The organism is Streptomyces sp. NPDC001663 (assembly GCF_042893105.1).
Taxonomy (GTDB): domain Bacteria; phylum Actinomycetota; class Actinomycetes; order Streptomycetales; family Streptomycetaceae; genus Streptomyces.
In genome coordinates, this window is record NZ_JBIAUR010000059.1 from 1 (window position 1) to 1197 (window position 1197).

Sequence of the window (1197 nt, forward strand, 5' to 3'; positions counted from 1 at the left end):
CACGGCAGACGACTGAAAGCCACACCCAGCGCCCCTGGGTGAACCAACCCTACGAATGGCTCGCTCATCCCGATCAACAAGGTAGGGACGACTGACCCGGCACCGGTTCGCAGGCCCAACGCCGTGCCGACGAACCGCCACCGCATCACCGACCCGCCGTCCTGTCACACCACCGCCCGGCAGCCCCACCCCGTCCGCCCCGGAGGCGCACCGATGCGACACTTCACCGCCATCGTCAATCCCACCGCGGGCGGATCCACCGGAGCCGCCGCGCTGCTGGGCGTGGCCCGGCTGCTGCGTGAGGCGGGTGCCGAGCTGGAGACGGAGTACAGCCGCAGCCTGGCCCACGCCCAGGAACTCGCCCGGCAGGCCGGACAGCAGGGCCGGGTGGTGCTCGCCGTCGGCGGGGACGGCATCGCCGGTGGCATCGGCGGAGCCCTCAGCGGCACCGGAAGCGTGCTCGGCCTGGTCCCCGCCGGCCGTGGCAACGACTTCGCCCGGGCGCTCCGACTCCCCACGGAACCAGAGGCGTTGGCCAAGGTGCTCCTGCACGGTGAGCCGCGCCCGGTCGACACCATCGAGGTCGAGTCGGCCGTCCACCCCCGCACGGTCGTCCTGGGGAGCGTGTACGCCGGCGTCGACGCGCTCGCCAACCGCCACGCCAACCACGCCAAACTCCTCAAGGGCGCGGCCTCCTACTACGCCGGCGGTCTGCGGGCCGTCACCACCTGGCGGCCCGCCCACTACCGGGTCACCGTCGACGGTGAGGAACACCGGCACACCGGCTACACGGTGGTGGCCGCCAACTCCGGCTACTACGGCTCCGGCCGCCTCATCGCCCCCGGCGCCCGCGTGGACGACGGCCTGCTGGAGGTGGTGATGATCAGCGAAGCGCCCCGGCGACTGTTCTTCGCCATGATGAACGAACTCAAGACCGGCACCCATGTCGACCGGCCCCAAGTACGCATCCTGCGCGGCCGGGAGATCAGCATCTCCGCCGACCGCGAGGTGCCCTACGGCGCCGACGGCGAGGTCGAGGCCGTGCTGCCGGTGACGGTCAGAGTCCTGCCCGGGGCGCTGCGCGTGCTGTGCTGAGCGGATGCTTCAGCATGATCTAGCGCGGAACCCCGGGCGTTCACGCCCGGGAGGAAGCGCTTCTCAAGATAGGGGTGACCTGCACGGGCGCACGGGTTGGCA

General features: G+C 71.6%; 1 protein-coding gene. It reads left to right on the forward strand.

From position 1 onward, the window contains the following. Nucleotides 1-213 precede the first annotated feature (213 nt). Nucleotides 214-1095 (forward strand): YegS/Rv2252/BmrU family lipid kinase, encoded by an 882-nt coding sequence (locus ACFY1L_RS56005; RefSeq protein ID WP_388843390.1) that lies wholly within the window; start codon nucleotides 214-216, stop codon nucleotides 1093-1095. Nucleotides 1096-1197 lie beyond the last annotated feature (102 nt).

Coding starts and splice junctions, on each gene's coding strand:
- ACFY1L_RS56005 (WP_388843390.1), top strand. CDS start 214: ATGCGACACTTCACCGCCATCGTCAATCCCACCGCGGGCGGATCCACC.